General features: G+C 53.5%; 15 protein-coding genes, 1 tRNA gene and 1 pseudogene. 1 reads left to right on the top strand and 16 read right to left on the bottom strand.

The window, feature by feature from the left end:
- Positions 1-51: 51 nt before the first annotated feature.
- From ACU6HM_RS12580 to ACU6HM_RS12535, 10 genes and pseudogenes are all read right to left on the bottom strand, one after another.
- Positions 52-1,935 carry a ParB/RepB/Spo0J family partition protein gene (locus tag ACU6HM_RS12580; protein WP_446763876.1) on the bottom strand — a complete coding sequence of 628 codons (1,884 nt, stop codon included), beginning with the start codon at positions 1,933-1,935 and terminating at the stop codon, positions 52-54.
- A gap of 19 nt (positions 1,936-1,954) precedes the next feature.
- On the bottom strand, positions 1,955-2,113 hold the full coding sequence (locus tag ACU6HM_RS12575; RefSeq protein WP_395029686.1) for a hypothetical protein: 159 nt from the start codon (positions 2,111-2,113) through the stop codon (positions 1,955-1,957).
- A gap of 1,054 nt (positions 2,114-3,167) precedes the next feature.
- Positions 3,168-3,761 carry a DUF4113 domain-containing protein gene (locus ACU6HM_RS12570; RefSeq protein WP_446763875.1) on the bottom strand — a complete coding sequence of 198 codons (594 nt, stop codon included), beginning with the start codon at positions 3,759-3,761 and terminating at the stop codon, positions 3,168-3,170.
- A gap of 78 nt (positions 3,762-3,839) precedes the next feature.
- On the bottom strand, positions 3,840-5,447 hold the full coding sequence (locus ACU6HM_RS12565) for a type I restriction-modification system subunit M (protein WP_446763874.1): 1,608 nt from the start codon (positions 5,445-5,447) through the stop codon (positions 3,840-3,842).
- Positions 5,448-5,458: 11 nt separating this feature from the next.
- Positions 5,459-6,583, bottom strand: a complete 1,125-nt coding sequence (locus tag ACU6HM_RS12560) for an AAA family ATPase (protein ID WP_446763873.1) — start codon at positions 6,581-6,583, stop codon at positions 5,459-5,461.
- A complete protein-coding gene (locus ACU6HM_RS12555; protein WP_446763872.1) occupies positions 6,580-7,857 on the bottom strand; it encodes a restriction endonuclease subunit S in 1,278 nt (425 codons plus the stop codon). The genes ACU6HM_RS12560 and ACU6HM_RS12555 overlap by 4 nt, the downstream gene beginning before the upstream one ends.
- Positions 7,847-10,843 carry a type I restriction endonuclease subunit R gene (locus tag ACU6HM_RS12550; protein ID WP_446763871.1) on the bottom strand — a complete coding sequence of 999 codons (2,997 nt, stop codon included), beginning with the start codon at positions 10,841-10,843 and terminating at the stop codon, positions 7,847-7,849. Before ACU6HM_RS12550 ends, ACU6HM_RS12555 begins: the two co-directional genes overlap by 11 nt.
- A 358-nt stretch (positions 10,844-11,201) precedes the next feature.
- A pseudogene (locus tag ACU6HM_RS12545) lies at positions 11,202-11,453 on the bottom strand (Y-family DNA polymerase); the annotation flags it as partial.
- A gap of 634 nt (positions 11,454-12,087) precedes the next feature.
- A complete protein-coding gene (locus ACU6HM_RS12540) occupies positions 12,088-12,954 on the bottom strand; it encodes an N-6 DNA methylase (RefSeq protein ID WP_446763870.1) in 867 nt (288 codons plus the stop codon).
- Between the two features lie 372 nt (positions 12,955-13,326).
- Positions 13,327-13,605, bottom strand: coding sequence for a YdaS family helix-turn-helix protein (locus ACU6HM_RS12535; RefSeq protein ID WP_446763869.1), 279 nt, complete (start codon positions 13,603-13,605; stop codon positions 13,327-13,329).
- Between the two features lie 495 nt (positions 13,606-14,100).
- On the opposite strand from ACU6HM_RS12535, the gene ACU6HM_RS12530 reads away from it, so the two are divergent.
- Positions 14,101-15,315, top strand: a complete 1,215-nt coding sequence (locus ACU6HM_RS12530; RefSeq protein WP_446763868.1) for an Arm DNA-binding domain-containing protein — start codon at positions 14,101-14,103, stop codon at positions 15,313-15,315.
- A 43-nt stretch (positions 15,316-15,358) separates the two neighbouring features.
- Here ACU6HM_RS12530 and ACU6HM_RS12525 read toward each other — a convergent pair.
- The 6 genes from ACU6HM_RS12525 to tyrS all read right to left on the bottom strand — a co-directional run bounded on the left by ACU6HM_RS12525 (position 15,359) and on the right by tyrS (position 20,556).
- Positions 15,359-15,449, bottom strand: a tRNA-Ser gene (locus ACU6HM_RS12525).
- Positions 15,450-15,589: 140 nt separating this feature from the next.
- Positions 15,590-16,738 carry a bifunctional diaminohydroxyphosphoribosylaminopyrimidine deaminase/5-amino-6-(5-phosphoribosylamino)uracil reductase RibD gene (gene ribD, locus ACU6HM_RS12520; protein WP_009460683.1) on the bottom strand — a complete coding sequence of 383 codons (1,149 nt, stop codon included), beginning with the start codon at positions 16,736-16,738 and terminating at the stop codon, positions 15,590-15,592.
- 4 nt (positions 16,739-16,742) lie between these two features.
- A complete protein-coding gene (gene nrdR / locus ACU6HM_RS12515) occupies positions 16,743-17,204 on the bottom strand; it encodes a transcriptional regulator NrdR (protein WP_003801815.1) in 462 nt (153 codons plus the stop codon).
- 36 nt (positions 17,205-17,240) lie between these two features.
- Positions 17,241-18,491, bottom strand: coding sequence for a serine hydroxymethyltransferase (glyA, locus tag ACU6HM_RS12510; RefSeq protein ID WP_009460681.1), 1,251 nt, complete (start codon positions 18,489-18,491; stop codon positions 17,241-17,243).
- Between the two features lie 183 nt (positions 18,492-18,674).
- Positions 18,675-19,310 (bottom strand): YbhB/YbcL family Raf kinase inhibitor-like protein, encoded by a 636-nt coding sequence (locus ACU6HM_RS12505; protein ID WP_009460679.1) that lies wholly within the window; start codon positions 19,308-19,310, stop codon positions 18,675-18,677.
- Positions 19,311-19,329: 19 nt separating this feature from the next.
- Complete coding sequence (gene tyrS, locus ACU6HM_RS12500; protein WP_009460677.1) at positions 19,330-20,556, bottom strand: tyrosine--tRNA ligase; 1,227 nt, start codon at positions 20,554-20,556, stop codon at positions 19,330-19,332.
- Positions 20,557-20,618 lie beyond the last annotated feature (62 nt).

Genomic DNA, 20,618 nt, shown 5'->3' with positions numbered 1-20,618 from the left:
ACATTTTTATCACTCAGGTGCTACTCCGCAGTAGGCTAGCACCTCCGGAAATTAGTCTTTAAGCCTCATAATTGATGGCAACCAACCGGTGCCAGCAAGGGCTTGCTCTGCCGCTCTAATCGCCTCTTTCTTCTTCATCCGCATTAGTGGTGCCGCTTGCTCGGGCGAAGCCCCTTCGGAAACGACTTCCACCAACCGGTCTTTCGAGACATGGCTTAGGTAGGTTGCAGTTGTGGCACTCCACCATTCAGGAATCTGGATGTTTAGCAACCCGGCCAGTTGATCAAGCGTGTTCGCCTGACTGGACTCCTGGTGTTGAATACCCTGTACGGTAATGGCCACCAAATAGGCCAACAGCTCAAGCAACGTTTCGGTATCTTGGCTCAGCGCCCAGGTCAACTCACCACCATCGCTACCTGGAGTAATCACATCACCCCAATGTTGCTCGATACGCGACAACTCTTGACCAGCGCGGCTTTCCTGAAAGTCTGGCGCGTCTGTCACCAAGGGCTCGCAACTGGTCGAAATACCCAATCCAAAACCACCGTGACTGTAATAGCCAGTGCCATAATGACGACGCGCCAGTTGAGCGACCAGCACAGCCAAAGCCACATTAGGATTGTTGGCCAGGGCGGCTTGCACAATGGCCGTTTTATTGGCGGTCAACTGGCGCACCAAGCGTTCAGAATGCGTTGGGCGGGTCTTCACTGCTGGCAGGGAAACACGCCCTACTCCCTCAGCGTCTTTTTGCTGCTCCTGAGCTTGCGCACGATCTTCTGGACGAATCAACCCTTCAACTATGTCCAGTACACCTTGGTAATCCAGACGGACAATGCAACCTGCTACGTTTTTCTGACTGTCGGTATAGGCTTCGCACTGGTTTTCAATCGTACGGATTTGCTCTTGTAGTTCGTCAAGCTGCTGATGCAATGCTTGCCATTCATCTTCATCAGCCTTTTCTTCCTCGTCTTCCAGAATCGCTATGTCATGCATCAGCGTTTTTTCTTGGATTTGCAACTGGTCAATCGCCGCCGCTTGCTCCGGCGTCAAATCAACCTGCTCAGGATAAACACGTCCATAGCGATTGCTGACTGGTTCAGAATCAAGTGTGACCTCTGCCCAAGCCCAGCCCTGCGCCCTCAAACTGGCAGCAGTATCTTGCAACTTGCTGAGCGCCAGTCGATCAACCAAAGCTCTATCAATTAGATAGATACCGTTCAGGTCATCTTCATCAGCAAACAAATCTCTCGTCACCCCGCCGCCAGCCGCTTGATAAGCGTCCAGGCCGATAAAATGCACCAGCCGGTGATTAGCTGTCATGGCTTCTTCAATCATCCCGCGAATAACACGAGGGCTCTTGCGGTCCCACATATTCAGATTGGAATAGACCTGCACTTGACGCTCTTGATTGTCCGTCATTGCATACGCCATCAGCGCATCCAGTGGCAATTCATTGTCACGATATGCCTGCATCAATACTGGCGCAACTCGGCCCAACTGCAAGCGGCGGCGCACAACGGTTGCCGTGACACCAAATGCGGCAGCCACATCTTCAATGGTTTTGCCTTGATCTATCAGCTCTGCAAATGATTCAAACTCGTCTGCTGGGTGCATCTGTTCACGCTGCACGTTCTCAGTAATCGATACAAGCAGGGCGTTTTCTTCTTCGTAGAGATTGACGGCAACTGATTGCCCTTCTGGCCAACGGCCATCGTCTAGCAAAAGATGGATTGCCTGCAAACGCCGTCCCCCTGCGATAACCTCATGGAAACCACGTTTTTTGCTTTTGACCACAGCCAGGGCATGAAGCAGGCCGATAGCCGCAATGGATTCAGCCAGTTGAGGCAACGGTGTCTGACTTGCTGTTTTGCGAGCCTGATACTGCTCCGAAACAATCAGTTTGCGCGGGTCAAGTTGAATAGCCTTATGTTTCATGGTGTGTTTTCCCACTGAATCAATGAACCGTCGAATTACCAACAACAGGCAATGCGTCAGAAAGCAATGCAGACAATCGCCCTAACTGGGCAACGGTCAGTGCTGGCAAACGAAAGGGTGTCGCGGTAGCATGGGCTTCTCGCCATTCCTGGGCTAATTTGATAAGATCAACTTGCATTACGTGAACTCCTTCAAGGTTGTGTGATGCCTGCCCCTGTTTCGGTTGCCGCCGAACAGGGGCTTCTTTATGCAATGTGTCTGTAGAAAAAACCAACGAACACCGCGCACTCAGGCAAGTTTGATGACTGGCCCCAATCATCGCTATTTCGTGGGCCAAAATGAGGGTCTAGTGGGTCGTGGCCAGAACTGAACAGAACAGCTCCATTTGGCTTGACCACATAGTGAGTTTCAGTAGTTTCATCACCGTCTTTCACTGTTACGATGTACCCCTTAAGCCGAGTTTTCTCTGCTTCCATGAATCCCCCCTTTAAACATTCCAAGGATTAACCGCTGACCGGGATCGAAGATTCCGAGCCCGATTTGTAGATATGTGTTGCGTTCTACATTTCGGCTTGCGGTGTGTGCCGCCGGTCTCGTTAGTTCGTCGCCCTTGCCGTGCCGAACCATGGAAGGACAAACGGAAAGGGACCGTGGAATAAATAGGGAGCGAAGCGAGTGGTTTATGCCGCGAAAGCCCTTGGAGTGCGGGCCTGGAGTGGTACGGTCGGCGTTGTTGGGGCGACGGACTGACGAGACCGGATTCGCGGTAGCCCAGTGATGAGAGGACGCACCACAGCCGCGCGGCGAGCGCCTTTTGTGCGGAGCACACCAACTAGACCGCAACGCGGCCCTGGCAAGCAAAGCGCGCAGGCGCAATAGGGCCGAAGTCAAAAAAGCTAAATGGAACTCGTTGAACTCAACGACAGACCATTAAGTGGTAATTGATCAAAAGGAAACGGATGGACGCGATAATTCAGTCTTTAGCAATTTCATGTGGTGGGTGCCACCGATTGGTTTGCTCATTACCGCTGACATATTCCATGCCTATCGTGCGATAGGGCTTTGACAACCCCGTGATACCTCGATCTCAAATCCTATGATGATCAAGACCTTGAAAGGAGTGAAACCACCACCCTACGCGCTGTACGCTGTGATGTATTTTGCAGAAGGCACTATTATGGCAATCGCTACGTTCTTATTACGACAAACTACTCTTTAATCCACGACCAGCTTCAACCAAGCCCCCCTGACTTCCAAACATCCACAATTTGACTCCAGTCTGTGGTGTATGCCGATGTCATTCGTTCTTGCTTCATTTTCCACAAAGCATCGTCTGGCGCGAACGAACTGGCCGCTGCACTTGTACTGCAGCCGTACCGCTGATTGAGGCTATCCAGCACCGACATTAGGGCAGATCTGTCGGTCCTGCCGGCTGCTGGGCCAGACGAAAATAAACTGCGTTGTGCCTCCTCTTGCTGCTGCGTAGCGAGATCCAATAAGCAAACCTCGGCTTTTGAGTATTTGAAGCCTTCGCGATAGATGTTATGCAAGCCCTGCAATGCTACTTGCACCAGGCTAGCCGTGCGGTTCATCGGCGTCAGTAGGAGTACCACCATCCTGCCTGCATACTGTGAGTCGTTGCGAAAATAGCTGGTGCGGATGAACATGAGAATTGACGCTGTCACACCCTGCCGGGTCCGCAACCTCTCAGCGGCACGACTGGTGAACGTGCTGATGGCCTGCTCAAGGTCCTGCAGCTCCAGAACAGATTTACCGAGCGACGTGAACACATGAATCGTTGCTTGTCTGCTGGCACTTCTTCCCATGAGAGCAGCCGCCCATCCCCTCGCAGGGAAATGATCGCTGATATGGCCAAGGCTCTCGTCCCAATATTCAACACACAATCATGGGAGACTCGGTAGCCCCAACTGCTTGAGGAACTCGTTGTACTGCTGCGTGGCGGTCTTGACCTTCTGGTCCACGGCTAACAGCTCGGCATGCACCTTCGCTAGATCGATCTCTTCCTCCGCCTCGGCCGTACTCACGTAGCGCGAGATGTTCAGGTTGAAATCGTTCTTCTCGATTTCTTCCATGCTCACGCGGCGCGAGTAGCGTTGCTCTTCCTTGCGAAACTGATAGGTGTCGATGATCTTGTTGATGTGCTTGGGCTGAAGCACGTTCTGTCGCTTGCCTTTGTCGTACTCTTCTGCGGCATTGATGAACAGCACGTCGTCCGGCTTTTTGCACTTCTTCAGCACTAGGATGCACACCGGGATGCCGGTTGAAAAGAACAGGTTGGCGGGCAGGCCAATCACCGTGTCGATGTGTCCATCCTTGAGTAGCTTGGTGCGAATGCGGGCCTCGGCACCACTCCGGAACAACACCCCGTGCGGCAGGATGATGGCCATCACGCCATCCTGCTTCAGGAAGTGGAAGCCATGCAGCAGGAACGCGAAGTCCGCTGCAGACTTGGGTGCCAGACCGTAGTTCTTGAAGCGCATATCCTCACTGAGCGATTCGGAGGGATCCCAGCGGTAGCTGAATGGCGGGTTGGCTACCACCGCATCGAACTTCGGCATTTTGGCTGGGTTGGTCTCGCGCAGGGCATCCCATTCGTTAAACAGGGTGTCGCCATGGAAGATGTCGAACTCCGAATCCTTCACTCCGTGCAGCAGCATGTTCATGCGCGCCAAGTTGTAGGTGGTGATGTTCTTCTCTTGTCCATAAATCTTGCCGATGCCGTGCAGCCCCATGCGGTGGCGCACATTCAGTAGCAGCGAACCCGAGCCGCAGGCAAAGTCCAGAACGCTGTCCAAGTGCGTGCGCTGGCCCGTGGCGGGCTCCTGCCCGTCCAGCGTAACGATGGTCGACAAGATGGTGGAGATGGGCTGCGGTGTATAGAACTCGCCCGCCTTCTTGCCCGAACCTGCTGCGAACTGCCCGATCAGGTATTCATAGGCATCACCCAACGTATCGCTGTCGGTCGAGAACTGGCTCAACCCGTCCGCTATCTCTCTGATGATCTTGCACAGACGGGTGTTACGCTCTGTATAAGTCTTTCCCAGCTTTTCAGAAGCTAAGTTGATCTCTGAGAACAGGCCTCTGAAAGTGCTTGCGAATGATGCTTCCTCAATGTATTTGAGACCGTCTTGTAACGTACTGAGAAGCTCATCATCCTGAGTTCGAGCCATCTCAGAAATATTGGTCCATAGATATTGAGGTTCGATGACATAGTGCACCTTGCGGCGCATTTGCTTTTCAAACTCTGGCGTATCTTCTGCGTTGTCGGAATACCAAAAAGACAAAGGACTCAGACGATCTTCCGGCTCCAGTTGGGGGTAATCTGCACCCAGCTCTTTCTTGGCTGCCGCCTCATAGTTATCCGACAGGTACCGTAGAAACAGGAAGGCGAGCATGTAATCGCGGAAATCGTCGGCGTTCATGGCGCCACGCAGTTGGTCGGCAATCGCCCAGAGGGTCCTGCCCAGTTTTTGTTTTTCGAGATCGGTCATGGTGTACCTGCTTATTCAGCAGCCGGGTCAGGCTGAGGGAACAATTTTGGATTGAATGGGTAGCGACTCAGGAAGCCATCCAGAATCTTCTTGAAGTGCTCTTTATTCTCACTCCCCATCGGGACGGGCTCGAACAAAGAATAGTCGCCGTGGCTCATGATGTTGATGAGCCGCGCATGCAGCACGCCTTCCGGATCGTCTGCCTCGTCTGTTGGGATGCAATCCGAGAACTTCGAGAAGCCGTGAAAGCTCGCTGATTTCTCCAGCACCGAGCGCAGCATATTGAAATGGTAGGTGTACAGCTCGCCCGACTGTGTTGCCTGGTACAAATCCGTCAGCACCGCCACATGGTGGAAGAACGGCGTCGCCCCGGTGTAAGTGAGGGTGTATGAATCATCCACCTTTGAACGCGACAGGAAATGGGCGGACGCCTTCTTCGAAGTACGCACACCCAGTTCGTTATGCATCACGTTGAAGAATAACGGATGGTGCGACGAGATGACCACCTTCAACGAGTTGTCAGCCTTGACCAGCAATTGCGCCAAGTGGTTGCCCACGGAGATGGCGTTGTGCTCGTCGAGCGAAGAGATCGGGTCATCAATGTAGACGTATTTCACCCATCGGTAGGCCTCAATGTTCGGGTCCATCGCCAACTGCATGATGGCGAGGAAGAAGCACCAGACGAAAATGTTCTCCTCGCCTCGCGAGACCTTGATATTGTCGATGACTTGCCCGTCTACGCTACGCGAAAACCGCACGGCCCATTCCTGGGTGTCGATGCGGAAGTCGAAGTCAGCATAGCGCTGCAGCAACGGCCGGATGCGGTTATCCATCTCCAGCTCGGCCAAACCAGCGAAAAAGCGCGAATTAGGGTTCAGCGTCAGCTTGCGGTCACTGTCACCCTCAAGGTCGTTGTCCCAATGGAAGAGGTCTTCGGTGAAGGCGTTGAAGTACAGGGTGTCGCGTGCTTCGTTGTCGGCATCATCCTGTTTACCGACGTCTTTGAAGGCCATGGACAGGCGTGTTTTGCCGGTGCCGTTGTAGGCGTACAGGACGATAGTCTTCTTGTTTGCCAATTCACTGCGCAGGTGGCCGACCAGCGCTGGTAGGTCGGAGAAGGTTTGTCCCGGCTTCATGCGTGCATCTCGTCAATGACCGGAAACAGCCGCTGCATCAGGCCTCGCTTATGAGTCCTCAGGTGGTCGATCTTCTTGTCTTGTGCGGCGATTATATCGTCGAGGGAAGACAGAAAACGGGCGATTGCGACTTGTTCTTCTACGTATTCTGGAGAAAGAAATTCCAACTTTTCAAAATCCTTCTGACCAAGTGTCTTGTTTCTTCCGGCCCCCCCAGGAGATGCTATCCCCAGTAGTTCTTTTCCCTTCTTTGTCAGGAAGAAATATTTTATGAACTCGACATCGGATTTGTTCTTCTGAGCCACATACATGGGAAACCGATGAGAGGCGATCATTCCTCTTTCCGCCGCCGACGTAACAGCGACAGCCTGTTCCCAAGCGAAAACAATGTTGACCGCAAAGGCATCTTCTTTCACCCAGAAAACTCGTTTCTCGCCCAGCGCTTTTCCGCTAACGGGTTCTTTGTGAAATAGACCTCTTCCATGTGATCGAATGCCTATTTCTCGATATATCGCGTCACCAGATACATCCACCGGATTTACCACCTTTGTGAGCAGAGCGGATATTTTTTTCATTTTCCAATCCCCTGCCCCCAAAAACTCAGGGAAGCGAAGTCGGGGAACGGTTCCGCTTTCGCGAGGGAAAAGCTGCTGCATTAAGCCCTTCTTGTGGGCCTTGAGGGCGTCCAGTTTTTTGCCCTCCGCTGTAATCAGCTCATCGAGGGATGATAGGCAGTCGGCGATTCGTTGTTGCTCCCTATGCGATGGGATCGCTAAATGCAGTTCAGAGAACTGCTTATAACTGATCATTTTTCCATCACGCAGCCCCTCAAGATTCTTTGTTAATTGGCGAATGAATCGATCCGTTTTCAGGTAATGCCTGAAATACTCTTTAGAGTGGCCATTCTTGAGTCGAAGAATGACGTACGCGGGACTGCAAATACCGCGGTAAGTTGAAAATTCAATGCCCCCCTGGAATGATCTTAGGCTAATGATGAAGTCGCCAACTTCTACGACCTTATAACCTTCGATGCTCGAATCGGCTACAGATACATGATAGTCAATCATGTCTCGTGGAACCGCGCCATGCTCCTGAGTTACAGCCAAAACCGGCAGGTCAGAGTTGTGATCTTTATTGTTAATCTGATCAAAAGCATCCCCACCAAGCTCGGTAGTCCAAGGTTGCGAACCTTTAAACTCAGGGAAGCGAATTTGAGGCTGTGCTACTTGATGCTCACTTTGCTTCGTCATTGCGGTGTTCTTTTTATTGCTCATATGCACTCAATCCTGAGATTTCTCGCCCTTGGGCCAGTTTGTGCAGGAGCGGCGTCAGCTCTTCCATCAACGCAAGCTCCTTTTGTGTACGGGCCTTCCAGCCTAAGTCCAGCGGCGCCATAAGCTCACTCAAGGCTTCACCGTCAAAGATGTACCGGCGGAGCACGCCACTGACGAAGGCTTGCAGCGCATCGGCACCTAAGCCGTGGCGTTGTGCGATGTCTGCCAGCGCACGGTGCTTCTTGTCGGCTTTGAAGCGATCAAAGCCTTTGCGTATGTCATCCTCGTCCAGCGCTTGGCCTACGGGCAGAGAACGGATGTACTCGGTAATGTCCTCGCGGTCGTCGATGAACTTGGCGTCGGCCTGTATCAGGCCGATGAGCTGCTCACGATTCAAGGTCAGCTTGCCGGGCTTCTGCTGCGTCATGCGCGCTATCAGGCCCATGATGTAGTCGTAGTCGATCACGGCTGAGGCAAAGAGCACGAACTCAAAATCGAGCTGCTGCACCTCGGGCGGAGTTTGGTCGCGGTCTTGCAAGGCCTTCAAGCGCTTGGCGGTTTCCAGGTACACGCCTTTGAAGCCCAGCATCTGGTCGGGCGGCACGATCCGGGTGATTTGCGTTTTCTGTTCTTCCGACAGGTCGGTGTATTGGTCCAGCTGCGTCTTGAGGCGCTGCACTTCCTTGAAGAGGTTGACGAACTGGCTACGCGCGGCATCGCCCTTCAGGTTGGCAACGTCTTCCGGGGCATTCGTCAGCCCTTGCGAATGCATGAAGTCCGTCAGCTTTTGCTTGGCGGCTTGCAAGGTATCGATGACCTTAGGTGCCGGGTCAACCAGCCAGATTTCGCGCGGGTTGTCGGTCTTCTCGCCCGAGAACAGCGCGATGGCCTCCTCCACGGGTTTTTGCTGCTGGCGGAAGTCAAGCACATTGCCATAGGGCTTGCTGTCATTCAAGACACGGTTGGTGCGCGAGAACGCTTGGATCAGGCCGTGGTACTTCAGGTTCTTGTCCACGTACAGGGTGTTGAGGTACTTGGAGTCGAAACCGGTAAGCAGCATGTCCACCACGATGGTGATGTCGATCTTCTGGTCGTGCGGCAGATCGGCATTGGGGTACTGTTGGTCCTTGATGCGCTTCTGCACATCCTGGTAGTACAGGTCAAACTCGGCGATGCGGTGGTTGGTGCCGAAGCGCGCATTGTAGTCAGCCATGATGCGCGTGAGCGCGGCCTTCTTGCCTTCGGGGTCCTGCTGGTTGTCTACCTTCTCCTGCGGTAGGTCTTCCTGAATCTGCTGCACGTCCTTGTTGCCTTCGGCAGGGGGAGAGAACACGCAGGCCACGTTCAGCGAAACGAAACTATCATCCTCGGCACGTTTTTTGTCCTGCAGTTCCTTGAAGGCCTCAAAATACTCGATGGCGTCATTGATGCTGGCGGTGGCCAGTACGGCATTGAACTTGCGCCCGTTGGTGGCGGCATCGTGCTTGGCAAGGATGGTCTCGATGACCTTGGCCTTCGGCAGGCCTTCGCCCGGTTTGGGTGGCTTCTTACCCTCTGGCTTGAAGAAGTCGATGTGGAACTTCAGGACGTTCTGGTCTTCGATGGCGTGCGTGATCGTGTATTCGTGCAGGCAGCGCTGGAACAGGTCGTCCGTGGTGCGGTAGCTGGCCTGCTGGCCCTCAATCTGCACGGCCGTGGCGTTATCCTTGAAGATCGGCGTGCCGGTGAAGCCGAACAACTGGGCCTTTGGGAAGAACTCTTTGATGGCCTTGTGGTTCTCGCCGAACTGCGAGCGGTGGCACTCGTCGAAGATGAACACCACACGCTGTTCACGCAGGGGCTCCAGACGCTGCTTGTAGGTCTCTTGGCCTTGCTTTTCCTTCTGTTTGTTGCGTGTGCTGTTCTCGTCCAGCGCCAGGCCCAGCTTCTGGATGGTGGTGACGATGACTTTGTCGGCGTAGTCGTCGGACAACAGGCGGCGCACCAGTGCTTCGGTGTTGGTGTTCTCTTCGACACAGCCTTCCTGGAAGCGGTTGAACTCTTCGCGGGTCTGGCGATCCAGGTCTTTGCGATCCACCACGAACAGGCACTTGTCGATGTCCGGGTTGTCTTTAAGCAAGGTGGAGGCCTTGAACGAGGTCAGCGTCTTACCCGAGCCGGTGGTGTGCCAGATGTAGCCGTTGCCGCAGCTCTGGTGGATGCACTCCACGATGGCTTTGACGGCATAGATTTGGTACGGCCGCATCATCAGCAGCTTCTGCTCGCTGGCGACCAGCACCATGTAGCGGCTGATCATCTGACCCAGGGTACACTTAGCCAGGAACTTGTCGGCGAAGCTGTCAAGCTGGGTGACCTTCTTGTTGTCTTCGCTGGCGAACTGGTAGACCGGCAAGAAGCGCTCGTCGGCATTAAAGCTAAAGTGCCGGGCGTTGTTGTTAGCGAAGTACCAAGTGTCAGTGCGGTTGCTGACGATGAAGAGCTGTAGGAAACACAGCAGCGTCTTGCCGTGCCCGTTGCCAGGGGCTCCCTTATAATCGACGATCTGCTGCATAGCGCGGCGCGGGCTGACTGCCAGCGACTTTAACTCGATCTGCACCACGGGCACGCCGTTGATGAGCAGCATCACGTCGTAGCGGTGATGGCTACTATCGGTGTTCATGCGCAGTTGATTGACGACCTCGAAGTCGTTCTTGCACCAGTCCCGGATGTTCACCAAGGTGTAGTTCAACGGCGTGCCGTCGTCGCGCTCGAAGGCGTTGATTCTGCGGAGCGTTTGAGCGGCGTTGTAGACGTCGGGCGTGATGAGACTTTCCAACAAGCGTTGGAACTCACCGTCCGTCAGCCGCACCCGGTTGAGGGCCTCGAACTTAGTACGGAAGTTTGCTTCCAGCGCATTGCGGTCGCGGATGTCGGGGCGATAGGTGTACTTGAGGTCGCCGAGCTTGGCGATCAGGTCCAGCTCGATTTGGTGTTCTGTCGTGGTCATGAATCGGTTCCGGCCATCATGAGTGCTTTGGTATTGCGAGCAGGTGGCTTATGAATCTGCTTACAGCCATATCAAACACTCGCCTTAGGTGCGTCTTCATTCGGGTGGCTCGGTCTCAAGTCATGGCTTCGCGCATACTCCAGCACCAGAATTTCGATCATAGATGCCACCGAGCGACGCTCGCGATCCGCTGCCAATCGCAGAAGCTGCTTAATTTCGGCAGAGGTACGGATGGAAAGGGTCTCGTCTTTGAGGCACGCCATAGCGGAATTTAATTAACTGAGATACGTAAATGTACTGCATTATGCAGTTCTTTTGCATTACCAAACTGGAGCAACCATGTTCGGGGTTCGATTCAGTAAATCTCCTGGACTGGCCCAAGCCCAGCAGCGATGCTCATCATGCGGTCGCCCATGTCCCGATACAAGGCAAAGTTGGCCGACAGCGCGCCCATCTAAATTCCTTGCGCCTTGGCCTCATTGCTGCGCGCAATGGCAAGTCCGTCATTTGAGAACAGAACAATCACTGGACGACCGTGCAAACTGGGGCGAAACACGCTCTCACAACTGACGTAGAAATTATTGTCATTAACCAGAGCGAACGTGACCAGAGCCTTTAAAAGGGCTAAACGCCAACGCTTTTTAATTGAAGAATTGAAGCCACTTTTCCAGTGGCTATGCCTTGTAGCAAGGCCACTTCATTGATAAGCACTTGATTTATTGATGCAAGCTTAGCCAAGTCTGCGAGCTCCTGTCTCCGAGCTCGGTTAACCGCGCATTCACGAACTAGGGCGTCATGTTTGGCAGCGCATTGGCTTCGCGTCGTTTTGCCTACCAGCCCCATGATTTTTTCGGCAAGATCAGGATAGGTGTTGTGAATCAAGGCAGGAGTGCCCTCCGCCAACTTTGCAACAGCAGAGATGGATACCTTGCCTTGACTAGTCTGCACCCGTGCAATGGTTTGTTGGATTACTTCTACGATATTTTTCGACTACGAGCCCTAGGGTCACTCTAAAGCTATTGGGATGAGTGGGAAAGCATCACCAATCGCATTCATCGAGAAATTGAGCTCTCGAAACACTCCAATGAGCTGCGAGCGCAAATTCGAAGTGGAGATTATCCAGGTGTCAAAGAGCTACGGGATTACTTAGAAGCCAAGGATTCGCAGAATAACTAAAAACGCGCAGACTATAACTTGAGCACGAATATCGGTGGGGCCCCTGCGAGCCCCCACCATCTAAGTACCTAGAATAGGCTCATCTGCCCCGCCTCTACTCCCTTTTTAATAGCGCGCACTACATGCTGAGCCGGCTCCGCCATAATCGACTCAGTTCCAGCCCGCTCCATTTCAGGCATCAGCAACTGATCGACGTTGCCAATGGCCCGTTGCTCGCGCAAACGAGATGACCAGCCGCCCAGTATATGAGCTGGTGTGTACCATGTTTCAAACACCTCCAGCGAGAGCGCATTTCCTTGAATGATGATTGCTGGTGCATGCAACAACGCCAGCTGAAGGTATGTCATGTGGACGCATCGCCGATCAATATCGATGGCTGTGACATGTAGCGCTTGCTGGTAGTTAACGCCAGAGTCAACCAATGTGTGTATCGCAGCAACAACCATCCCACCCGCTCCGCATGCTGGTTCTTGCAAGGTAATGAATCCCTGCTGCTTCAATTGAGCCTGGTGCACGCTATGATCAGCCATCAAGATGCCAGCCATCAATCGAGACACTTCGTACGGGGTGAAGAACTGTCCTGTGCCTGCGTTGCCCATGTCCATCATCATGAACGTTGAGCCCAGTACGTCACCAAACTCGCCTGTTGCGACGCGCTGCTCCCAGCACTGCACCAGGTGCGCAAATGCCTTAACTAAACTGCTCACTTCTTCTTTTTGATACTGAGCCACAATTTCAAGATAACGTTTCTCGCGCTGCTCGAACTGCGTTTTATCGACGGCATTCGCTATGGCAATGGCACCCATTTCCACCCAGTCGGACCATGTTTGATCCAGGCCGCGGTAACGCGCTACCGCTCGCAAAAGCTTGATGATTTGCTGCTGATGTTCATCGGCTGTGTTAAAGAATTTCTGTTCTTGTGCTTTAGTTGCCATTCGGTCTCTCCGGTTGCTGGGGCGGAACTGCCCGGAACCTGAAGACACGTCGCAGCGCAGCGCTCAAGTGTTGAAGACGGCCAGGTGGCCGCAAGCGCCGCTGGCGGCGTGCAGCACTTGAACGCGAGAACGATGTGGCACACTAACCGGGTATGCAGATCCGCCCTCCACTGCTACGGCTTGAGCAGACGCATCCAAAAGAGATGACATTAGCCCTACAGCATCACAACACTGAGCCTAAAACTATGGAATTACAAACAACCCCATAAATAAAAAACCCGACCTGGGGCCGGGTTCTTAACCATCATTTACACAAGGCGCAATAAACTCAGCCAAGGGCATTACCGAAGAAATAATAAAAGCGCTTTATGATTATGCTTTTTTATCGCGTAAATCTGGCCATATTTGATACCAATCTTCTGGGCGTAACTGTTTTCGAGTCACCTCATTACAGGTCAACTCTTCGATCTCGACACATCGAATAATTGGCACAGGGCGTTTTCCTGATGACCAGTCACTAATAGTCACCGCTGTGACACCAAGTTTTTCAGCTAAGAGCGCTCCATTTCCCACAATTTTGATAGCACGCTTTACATGATATGGCGCATCAAATTCGGAATTGTCGGAAGAGTTAGGGTGATCATGGTTCATAAATAATAAATATAACGGTCAGGTAGCTGTTGACTTTACTAAGTCATTGACTAACAATACATCCAATTGCTGATGTATAGCACGTTCCTTAACAACCGAAGCTTGATAAATACCGTGCCCTACCTTGAGGTAAGGACTGCGCGGCTGCCCAACAATGCACGGCGGCAGGAGATAAAGCGCGTGAAAAATCAGTCCCCCCCAGGCCAGTGAGTTGGCGCCAAGAGGGGCCAGTACTGACGATCCAGATGTTTTGGACGCCGGATCTGTCGTGAGACAATCCCTTGTGAGGATGGCGAGTAATCCTCTCCCAGGTATTGACTAATACTTAGTCGAAATTATACTCAGCCCCCCTTAATTAGGGGGCATACCTTTTTTATTTTGTACAGTTTTCGCCAGTTTTGGGTAGAGCCCGAAACCTAGTCTCAGGTCTTACCCAAAGCTCGTACACTCAAGCCCAGCATGGTGTTGCTCGTTTTTGTTTTATGGTAATTGCATATGAGTAGGAATGGTAGTGGCGTCAAGCCTGCATCAAAAAGCAGCATTCAAATTACATTTCAGTACCAGGGCTTTAGATGCAGAGAAAATATTCAACTAAAACCAACACCAGAAAATCTGAAGCGCGTTGAAAAGCAGCGAGCTGCAATTATTCATGCTATCGATCAGGGCACATTTGAATATGCCAATTATTTCCCTGATAGCCCTAAAGCAAAGATGTTTTTCACCACAAGCGGTCAAACAGAACATGTCGAAGAATATCTGACAAAGTGGCTTCGTTCGCAAAAACCCGTTCTGAAAGCATCCAGTTATGAGGGTTACCGGAAAATCATCGATAACTTAGTTATTCCTCAGTTTGGCCATTTGCTCTTGCCTCAATGGCGTCGCAAAGACACCCGAGACTGGCTTGAAGTCATGCGGTGCGGCAACAAGCGATTAGCAAATATACAAAGCGTTATTCGCAAGGCTCTTTCTGATGCAGTTGATGATGAGCTATTGGATGCCAATTTCATGACTGATTTCTGCTACCAAAGAAAAGCTCAGATAAAGGAAGAGGAAGACATTGACCCATTCACGATCGAAGAACAACGGTCCATTTTGGCAAAATGTACCCAGGACATGGCCAATCAAATCAAGTTCTCGTTCTGGACAGGGGTTCGAACCAGTGAATTAATTGCCCTAAATTGGGGAGATGTTGACTTTGTTCGTGGCTATATAAGAATTCGCCGTGCTATGACCCAAGCATCAAAAGGTCAAGCTGAAACAACAAAAACCGCGTCAGGGCTGAGGGAAATCAAAATCCTAAAGCCCACGCTTGAAGCGCTGCAGGCACAACGACCGCACACGTTCCTGAAAGGTGATCCCATATTTCTAAACCCTGGCACTGGCCAACGCTGGACGGGTGACCAACAAATTAGAGATGCCTGGATACGAATTTTGAAAGCTGCTGGGGTTCGCTACAGATGGCCCTACCAGACCAGACATACCTATGCCTCAATGATGGTAAGCGCTGGAGAACATCCAATGTGGGTTGCGAAACAGATGGGGCATCGCGACTGGACAATGATTGCCAAAATTTACGCTAAATGGATGCCCGAGGCCGATGAAAATGCTGGCCTAAAAGCCGAAGCTATTTTCGGCATTAGTAATGCCGCTGGCAACCCCGGCAAGTGCCAGGGCATGTGCAAATCAGTCAGAAAAGGAGTGTCTTTATAATGACACGACATAAACCTTAACTATCTGATTTACAACGGTATTCTGGCGGACAGAGGGGGATTCGAACCCCCGATACGCTATAAACGTATACACGCTTTCCAGGCGTGCGCCTTCAACCACTCGGCCACCTGTCCTAACTGTTCTTTTGGCCAAGCAATTTGAAGCTGCTAACGCCAAGTCCATAATAATAGCAGCACTTATCCTTGTAACGCAAGTGCTCAAATTCTTTCTTCGGCTAATTAGTAGCAACTAAACAGTAAAGCGGACAAACAGCTTATTCCGAGTCCGGCGGATAAGCTCCACCCACCGCTCGCAGCAAGGCTTCCCAATGATCGCGCTGGCGCGCCAGGACGCGCAGGTCGGCACCCAGCAAGCGCACATCGGTAAACTCAAACGGCTCTACATCGTCCAGCCCGGCCAGTTCGGTAATATCGGCCACGCCTCGCCCCTGCCCCAGGATCTTGGGGGCCAGGTACATCAGTAATTGGTCCACTACACCGGCATCAATCAAGGCTCCGGAAAGGCGAGCACCGGCTTCTGCATGGACTTCATTGATCTGTTGATCTGTCATCCAGTCCAGAACGGCACGGACATCCACCTGACCTTCGTGCAAGGGCATGGGAATAACCTGTGCATTTCGATCTGCCAGCTCCGCCTCCAGCTCGGGATCACGACGGTGACTGAATACCCAGCACGGCGTGCCGTCCAGCAAGGCGGCTTTCGGGTCCATGCGTAAATGCGTATCCAGCACCGCCTTGATCGGGGGACGCGGCGTAGAAACCGCACGCACATTCATTAAGGGATTATCGGCATGCACGGTTCCGATGCCTGTCAGCACGACGCAACTACGGGCGCGCCAGTGGTGACCATCGTCACGAGCCTGCGGCCCGGTAATCCATTGAGAGCGACCGTCCGGCAAGGCACTACGGCCATCCAGCGAAGCAGCCATCTTCATCCACAACCAGGGACGTCCACGTGTCATGCGGGCAAAGAAACCGGCGTTGATCGCCAGCGCCTGCTCTACGCACAAGGGGCCATCTACGGTAATACCCGCCTGACGCAAGCGTGAAACGCCGTTGCCAGCAACCAAGGGGTTGGGGTCGTACATGGAAAAGACAACACGCCCAGCGCCTGCTTTGATCAGCGCATCGGCACAAGGAGGGGTTCGCCCGTGGTGACTGCAAGGCTCCAGGGTGACGTAGAAGGTCGCACCGGCCACACTGACGCCGCGCTCTTTGGCTTGACGCAAGGCCATCACTTCGGCGTGGGGGCCACCCGCTTGCTGTGTGGAACCCGAAGCCAATAATTGGCCATCGCGCACGATCAGGCAGGCGACTCGCGGGTTGGGGGCACTGATATAAAGGGATTTCTCGGCCAGCTCCAGGGCTTGCCGCATCCAGATGACGTCTTCTTGCTCGACCATAGCCTTAGCCGCGGTCGGGATCGTTCATTTCGTCGATCGCCTCTACGAACTCGCGGATGTCTTTAAAGCTCTTGTAGACCGAGGCAAAGCGCACATAGGCCACCTGGTCCAACTGCTTGAGCTCGGCCATGACCAGCTCGCCTATGGTCTCGGAGGAGACTTCGCGCTCGCCAGTCAGTTGAAGTTTTTCTTCGATGCGCTGCACAGCGGCATCGACCTGAGCCATGGGGATGGAACGCTTGCGCAGCGCAACGCCCATGCTCGCCCGCAAACGTGCGGGGTCAAAATCCATACGAGTGCCATTGCGCTTGGCCACAACAGGCAGGCTCAGCTCGGCACGCTCGTAAGTCGTGAAGCGCCGTTCACAGGCCGAGCATTTACGACGTCGCCGTATGGCGTCGCCTTCTTCGGTGATTCGAGAGTCGATCACCTGGGTATCGGCATGGTGGCAGAACGGACACTTCATTCAAGATCGCGGGCCTCACGGCCCGCTCCGGCTGGATTACTTGGAGGAGTAAACGGGCAACTTGGCAGTCAGCTCGTGTACACGGCGACGAACGTCCGCCAAAACGGCTTCGTCGTGAGGGTTGTCCAGTACATCAGCAATCAGGTGCGCCGTCAATTCCGCTTCGGCTTCTTTAAAGCCGCGAGTGGTCATGGCAGGAGTACCCAAACGCACGCCGCTGGTGACAAATGGCTTTTCTGGGTCATTAGGAATGGCGTTCTTGTTGACCGTGATGTGAGCCTTGCCCAGTGCCTCTTCAGCCACTTTACCGGTGATGCCTTTGGGACGCAGGTCTACCAGCATGACGTGGCTTTCGGTGCGACCGGACACGATACGCAGACCGCGCTCAACCAGAGTGCGGGCCAGAACGTCAGCGTTCTTCACAACTTGAGCAGCGTAGGTCTTGAACTCGGGAGCCAGAGCTTCCTTGAACGCAACAGCCTTACCAGCGATCACGTGGATCAGTGGGCCGCCTTGAATGCCGGGGAAAATAGCCGAGTTGATGGCTTTTTCGTGTTCGGCCTTCATCATGATGACGCCACCACGAGGACCACGCAGGGACTTGTGGGTCGTAGAAGTCACGAAGTCAGCGTGAGGCACGGGATTGGGGTAAGCACCACCAGCAACCAGACCGGCGTAGTGGGCAATGTCGATCATCAGCAAGGCGCCGTTTTCATGAGCAATACGAGCCATGCGTTCGAAGTCGATGCGCAGGGCGTAAGCCGAAGCACCACCCACGATCAGCTTGGGCTTGTGCTCTTTGGCCAGGCGCTCCAGCTCGTCGTAGTCCAGCTCTTCGTTCTCGTCCAGACCGTAGGATACGAAGTTGTACAGCTTGCCCGATGCGTTCACGGGGGAACCGTGGGTCAAGTGACCACCTTCTGCCAGGCTCATGCCCAGAACGGTATCACCGGGCTTGAGCACAGCCATGTACACGCCCTGGTTGGCTTGCGAACCGGAGTTGGGCTGCACGTTGGCGGCTTCTGCACCGAACAGCTCTTTCAGACGGTCAATAGCCAGTTGCTCGACCACGTCCACGAACTCGCAACCGCCGTAGTAGCGCTTGCCAGGATAACCTTCCGCGTATTTGTTGGTCAGTTGTGTGCCCTGGGCCTGCATCACGGCGGGGCTGGTGTAGTTTTCCGAGGCGATCAGCTCGATGTGCTGCTCCTGGCGCACATCTTCGCTTTGAATCGCAGCCCAAAGATCGGGGTCAACTTTGTCAAGAGTCGCAGAACGGTCAAACATGAGGGTTCCTAAGGATAAAGTGGTAGCAAACTAAGAAAGCAACATTTTAGCGCGGAAGCGCGTCAAACCACCGAGACAAACGTCTCTGGTGGCAGAAACCCCAAAAAACATGGAAATAAGTAAGGCGGCGGCAGGCGGACTCAAGAGAATATGAAAAAAACTCAAACAGTCCGCCCTGGGGAATCAGGATTGCTGGATCAAACGGGGATTCAGGGTATACATACCGGTCAGGGATGCACGACCCAGAATATGACCTTCCATGGCGCGCAACACGTCCTGGCCATTGAAGCGACCTTCCAAAGGCAGCTCGGCAATATCCAGGGCATAAACCGTAAAGACATAACGGTGCGGCAAAGCATCGTTCCACGGAGGGCACGGGCCGTCGTAGCCGAAGTAATCACCGTTCATGTCGCGGTCGCTGGCAAACCAGTTGGTAAAGTCGTTCACGCCCTGGCGCGTATCGTCCAGAGCCAGTGGACCGGCTTTACCGCGTGGCGTGATGCCCTTGGAATAAGAGCCTTCTGCCAGGCTACGCAGCTCGGGCGAGATGTTGATCAAGACCCAATGAAAGAAATCCACCCGTGGCAAATCCGCCGGTACCTCGCGCCCATCCTGGTTCACATCGTCCGGTTTACTGGGGACATCGGGGTCGTGGCAAATAACCACAAAGGATTGGGTCTGCTCGGGAACATCGGACCATTCCAGATGCGGATTGGCGTTACCGGCCAAGGCGACTCTCGATTGCGCGTCGTAACGGCAAAACGCCAGACGCTCGGGAATCACGCTCTGATCTTGAAAAGAATCACTACGCAGTTTCATTGCAGACCTCCACAATCAATCAGCCGGTCAAAGTGACTCGCGCAAACTTGCGCTTGCCCACTTGCAGCACATAGCTGCCCGGCTCCAGTTGCAAACCTTTATCGTCCACACGTTCGCCGTTGATGCGCACGCCGCCCTGCTCCACATTGCGCTGGGCTTCGCTGCCGGAAGCAACCAGACCTGCTTCGCGCAAGACGCGCAGCAAGGCCAGTTCACCGGCCACGGTTACCTCGGGCATGTCTTCGGGCATTTCGCCACGACGGAAACGGGCATCAAATGTTTCCAGTGCCTGCTCGGCGGCCTGGGCGCTGTGGAAACGTGTGACGATCTCCTGTGCCAGCTCCACTTTGACTTCACGTGGGTTACGGCCTTCTTCAATCTGCTTTTGCAGACCGGCGATGTCTTCCAGACTACGGAACGACAACAGCTCGAAGTAACGCCACATCAAGGTATCGGAGATGGACATCAACTTGCCGAACATGGAGTCCGGCGTTTCACTGATACCAATGTAATTGCCTTTGGATTTGGACATTTTTTCTACGCCGTCCAAACCCACCAGCAATGGCATGGTCAAAATACATTGCTGTTCCTGACCATATTCTTTTTGCAATTCACGACCCACCAGCAAATTGAATTTCTGGTCGGTACCGCCCAATTCCACGTCCGCTTTCAATTGAACCGAATCGTAGCCTTGCAGCAAAGGATACAAAAACTCGTGCACCGAAATAGGCTGATTCGCCTTGAAGCGCTTGGTGAAATCATCACGCTCCATCATGCGGGCCACGGTGTAACGCGAAGCCAGTTGAATCATGCCGCGCGAACCGAGCTTGTCGCACCACTCCGAGTTGTAGCGAACTTCGGTACGGGCCGGGTCCAGAACCAGCGCAGCCTGATCGTAGTAGGTCTTGGCGTTGGCAATGACCTGCTCGGGCGTCAGGGGCGGACGAGTCGTGTTGCGGCCGCTGGGATCACCAATGGTGGAGGTGAAGTCGCCAATCAAAAAGATGACGGTATGCCCCAAATCCTGCAGCTGGCGCATCTTGTTGAGCACCACTGTGTGCCCCAGGTGAATGTCGGGAGCCGTGGGGTCCAGACCCAGCTTGATCCGCAGCGGCTGTCCTGTTGCATGGCTGCGCGCCAGTTTGCGGGCAAACTCGGATTCGACGAGCAATTCGTCGCAGCCGCGTTTGACGATGGCTAAATCAGCCAGGACTTCTGGAGAAAGGGGCTCTGAGGGGGATGACATAACAAATCTGGTGACAAACTAATGAGTAAAAATGCTCGAAAAATTAAGCCTAATGCGCTAGG

This window comes from Alcaligenes sp. RM2 (genome assembly GCF_052931795.1).
Note: the sequence above shows the minus strand (reverse complement) of the source record. Positions and strands in the feature narration are given on the sequence as shown.

Coding starts and splice junctions, on each gene's coding strand:
- ACU6HM_RS12550 (WP_446763871.1), bottom strand. CDS start 10,843: ATGACCACGACAGAACACCAAATCGAGCTGGACCTGATCGCCAAGCTC.
- ribD (WP_009460683.1), bottom strand. CDS start 16,738: ATGGTCGAGCAAGAAGACGTCATCTGGATGCGGCAAGCCCTGGAGCTG.
- ACU6HM_RS12580 (WP_446763876.1), bottom strand. CDS start 1,935: ATGAAACATAAGGCTATTCAACTTGACCCGCGCAAACTGATTGTTTCG.
- ACU6HM_RS12570 (WP_446763875.1), bottom strand. CDS start 3,761: ATGGGAAGAAGTGCCAGCAGACAAGCAACGATTCATGTGTTCACGTCG.
- ACU6HM_RS12540 (WP_446763870.1), bottom strand. CDS start 12,954: ATGGCAACTAAAGCACAAGAACAGAAATTCTTTAACACAGCCGATGAA.
- nrdR (WP_003801815.1), bottom strand. CDS start 17,204: ATGAAGTGTCCGTTCTGCCACCATGCCGATACCCAGGTGATCGACTCT.
- ACU6HM_RS12565 (WP_446763874.1), bottom strand. CDS start 5,447: ATGACCGATCTCGAAAAACAAAAACTGGGCAGGACCCTCTGGGCGATT.
- ACU6HM_RS12555 (WP_446763872.1), bottom strand. CDS start 7,857: ATGAGCAATAAAAAGAACACCGCAATGACGAAGCAAAGTGAGCATCAA.
- glyA (WP_009460681.1), bottom strand. CDS start 18,491: ATGTTTGACCGTTCTGCGACTCTTGACAAAGTTGACCCCGATCTTTGG.
- ACU6HM_RS12535 (WP_446763869.1), bottom strand. CDS start 13,605: ATGAACCATGATCACCCTAACTCTTCCGACAATTCCGAATTTGATGCG.
- ACU6HM_RS12560 (WP_446763873.1), bottom strand. CDS start 6,583: ATGAAGCCGGGACAAACCTTCTCCGACCTACCAGCGCTGGTCGGCCAC.
- ACU6HM_RS12575 (WP_395029686.1), bottom strand. CDS start 2,113: ATGCAAGTTGATCTTATCAAATTAGCCCAGGAATGGCGAGAAGCCCAT.
- ACU6HM_RS12505 (WP_009460679.1), bottom strand. CDS start 19,310: ATGAAACTGCGTAGTGATTCTTTTCAAGATCAGAGCGTGATTCCCGAG.
- tyrS (WP_009460677.1), bottom strand. CDS start 20,556: ATGTCATCCCCCTCAGAGCCCCTTTCTCCAGAAGTCCTGGCTGATTTA.
- ACU6HM_RS12530 (WP_446763868.1), top strand. CDS start 14,101: ATGAGTAGGAATGGTAGTGGCGTCAAGCCTGCATCAAAAAGCAGCATT.